Origin of the sequence: Romboutsia sp. 1001713B170131_170501_G6, from assembly GCF_015668195.1 — a bacterium.
GTDB lineage: Bacteria > Bacillota > Clostridia > Peptostreptococcales > Peptostreptococcaceae > Romboutsia_C.
Window position 1 is genome coordinate 1 of the sequence record NZ_JADPFC010000022.1, and the last position, 3178, is coordinate 3178.

At 31.2% G+C, this 3178-nt stretch carries 4 protein-coding genes; all 4 read right to left on the minus strand.

Features of this window, described 5'->3' with window-relative positions:
* Nucleotides 1-671: mannonate dehydratase (gene uxuA, locus I4U89_RS15370; protein ID WP_195941134.1), on the minus strand; the 671-nt coding region annotated here is incomplete at its 3' end.
* A 15-nt stretch (nt 672-686) separates the two neighbouring features.
* Nucleotides 687-1706, minus strand: coding sequence for a sugar kinase (locus I4U89_RS15375; RefSeq protein ID WP_195941135.1), 1020 nt, complete (start codon nt 1704-1706; stop codon nt 687-689).
* Entirely contained in the window at nt 1690-2301 is a 612-nt protein-coding gene (locus tag I4U89_RS15380; RefSeq protein ID WP_207744206.1) for a bifunctional 4-hydroxy-2-oxoglutarate aldolase/2-dehydro-3-deoxy-phosphogluconate aldolase, read from the minus strand. Before I4U89_RS15380 ends, I4U89_RS15375 begins: the two co-directional genes overlap by 17 nt.
* Before the next feature lie 9 nt (nt 2302-2310).
* Nucleotides 2311-3162 carry an SDR family oxidoreductase gene (locus I4U89_RS15385; RefSeq protein WP_195941136.1) on the minus strand — a complete coding sequence of 284 codons (852 nt, stop codon included), beginning with the start codon at nt 3160-3162 and terminating at the stop codon, nt 2311-2313.
* Between the last annotated feature and the right edge of the window lie 16 nt (nt 3163-3178).

Sequence of the window (3178 nt, forward strand, 5' to 3'; positions counted from 1 at the left end):
TTTATAAATCTTTCTAAGTTTTCAAAGTTAGTTATTATTCTTGGAAGTCCAAATATACCCCATGGTGGATCATCTGGGTGTATAGCCATTTTTACGTTACTTTCTTCAGCTACAGGTAATATTTCTTTTATAAAATATTCAAGATTTTCCCATAATTTTTCTTCATCTATATCTTTATATTGATCTAGTAATGCTCCTAGTCCACCTTCTCCATAAGAAGTATCCCATCCTGGAAGCTCTAATTCACCTAGTGCTGGATCCATTTTCTTAACAGTTTCTTCATCATATATAAGACAAGTTGATCCATCTTCAAGTTCATAGTTTAGATCTGAACGAGTCCAGTCAAATACTGGCATGAAGTTGTAACAAACTGTTTCTATTCCTGCTTTTCCAAGATTTCTTAATGTTTCTTTATAGTTTTCTATGTACTTGTCTCTAGTAGGAAGTCCTAACTTTATATCTTCATGAACTGGTACACTTTCTATTACTGAAAGTTTTAATCCATTGTCTTCTACAGTCTTTTTAAGTTCTAATATTTTGTCTAATGGCCAAGCTTCTCCAACTGGTATATCATATATTGCTGTAACTATTCCTTTCATTCCTGGTATTTGTCTGATGTACTCTATTTTAACAGGGTCATCTTGTCCATACCATCTAAACGTCATTTCCATTTACTATTCCCCCAATTATCTTTTTATATTTTGTAGACCTTTATCTATCAAACTAATAACAGATTCTTCGTCTACTAAATTTATATCTCCTCTTATGGAATGCTTTAGTGCACTTGCACAAACTCCAAATTCAACAGTCTTTTTTGAATCCATATTATTTATTACTCCGTGAAGTATTCCTGCTGTAAATGCATCTCCTCCACCAACTCTATCTAATATATCAAATGTATATTCACTTGATATTTGCATGTCATTTCCATCAAATATATAACCTTTTAATGAATTATTATTTATTGAATGAACACTTCTTTTAGTACATGCTACATATTTTATATTTGGATAATTCTTAAATAACTCTTTGTACAACTCTTTAAGAGAATCTTCAAAGTCTAAATCATTATCTTTATATTTTAATATGTTTGTCATGTCTAACTTTCCTAAAAATGCTATATCTACATAAGGAAGTACTTTTTCCAAAAATCCTTTAGCTTCTTCTAAGCTCCAAAGCTTAGCTCTATAATTAGAATCTAAGGACACTAGTATACTATTTTGTTTACAGTATTTTGCAATATCTATAACTAAGTTATATAACTCTTTGCTAAGTGCTGGAGTTATACCAGACATATGAATTAAACTTACATCTTTTAGCATACTTTCTATATCAAATTCTTCTTTATTTGCCATTGATATAGCTGAGTATTTTCTATCATATATAACTTCTGTACTTCTATATCCATGACCTATTTCAGAAAAATATATTCCTAGTCTTCCTTCTCCTCTAACGACTGAAGAGGTATCTATATCAAATCCTTTTAAATCTCTTATTACCTTATCACCTAGTGAGTTGTCTGGTAATTTAGTTGCAAACTTCGTCTTATGACCAAAACAAGATAAACTTGCTATAACGTTTGCTTCACCTCCACCATAAATTGCTTCAAAAGAATTTGACTGTATAATTTTTTTATTGTTGGGAGGTATTAACCTTAACATTACCTCCCCAAAACCTAAAACCTTTTTATTATTTGCTTCTGACATTTTGTATTTTCTCCACAAATTCCTTAGCTAAGTTTTCTATATCTTCTAAGTTTCCTGCATTAAATAGTGAACTTCCTACTCCTACACAAGAAACTCCCATTTCAAACCACTTATCTACATTATCTATACTAACTCCACCAGTTGGCATTATTTCAACATTTGGTATTGGAGCTTTTATAGCCTTTACATACTTTGGTCCAAATACATCACCTGGGAATAACTTAACCATTTTATTTCCTTTATCTTGTGCATTCATTATTTCACTTACTGTCATACATCCTGGTAAATAAAGTGTATTTAATTGTTTACATACTTCATTAACTTCTTCACTATACCCTGGACTTACAACATATTTTGCTCCCGCTAATATTGCATCTTTAGCCATTTCTTTATTTAAAACACTTCCAACACCTAATATAAGGTTTTTGTCATCTCTTAGTTCATTTATTAAATCTACAACATTAGGTATTGAGTATGTTAATTCTACCGCTCTTATTCCACCATTTACACAAGCATTTATATATCCTTTAGCTTCTTCATGATCTTTTGCTCTAATTACTGCTACTATTCCTTCTTTTTTTATACTTTCTAGCATAATATCCCCCTATACTCCTGAGTATGCTGAAAATGCTCCATCTACTGGTATAACAACACCATTTACAAATCCTGATGCATCTTCACTTACTAGATATAATAATGTACCTATTAATTCATGAGCTTCTCCAAATCTTCCCATTGGTGTACTATTTAATATTTTATTACTTCTTTCTGTTGGCGTCCCATCTTCATTAAATAATAACTTTTCATTTTGTGCTGTTACAAAGAATCCTGGTGCTATAGCGTTTACTCTTACACCTACTTTAGACATATGTACTGCTAACCATTGAGTAAAGTTACTTACTGCAGCTTTTGCTCCTGAGTATGCTGGTATTTTTGTAAGTGGAGTATATGCATTCATTGAAGATATGTTTATTATTGTACACCCTTCTCTGTTTATCATGCCTTTACTAAACTCTTGAGATGGAAGTAATGTTCCTAAGAAGTTTAAGTTAAATACAAATTCTACTCCTTTTGGATCTAAGTCAAAGAATGTTGTTAATTCTTCATTATTTAAATCTTCTTCAAATAAATATTCTTTTGTTGTTGTTCCCTTTGGATGATTTCCTCCAGCTCCATTTATTAATATGTCACATGGTCCTAATTTTTCTAAAATTATATCATGAGCTCTTTTTAAACTCTCTTTATCTAATACGTTAGCTTCTATTCCTATGGCACATCCACCATTATCTATTATTTCCTTAGCTTTAGCTTCACAAGCTTCTTTTCCAAGTGCAAGTATAGCTACTTTAGCTCCACATTTAGCTAATGCATCAACCATAGCTCCACAAAGTACTCCTGTTCCACCTGTCACTACAACTACTTTATCTTTTAAATCAACATTAAATGGTAATTTCATGTTATTGCCTCCCCTT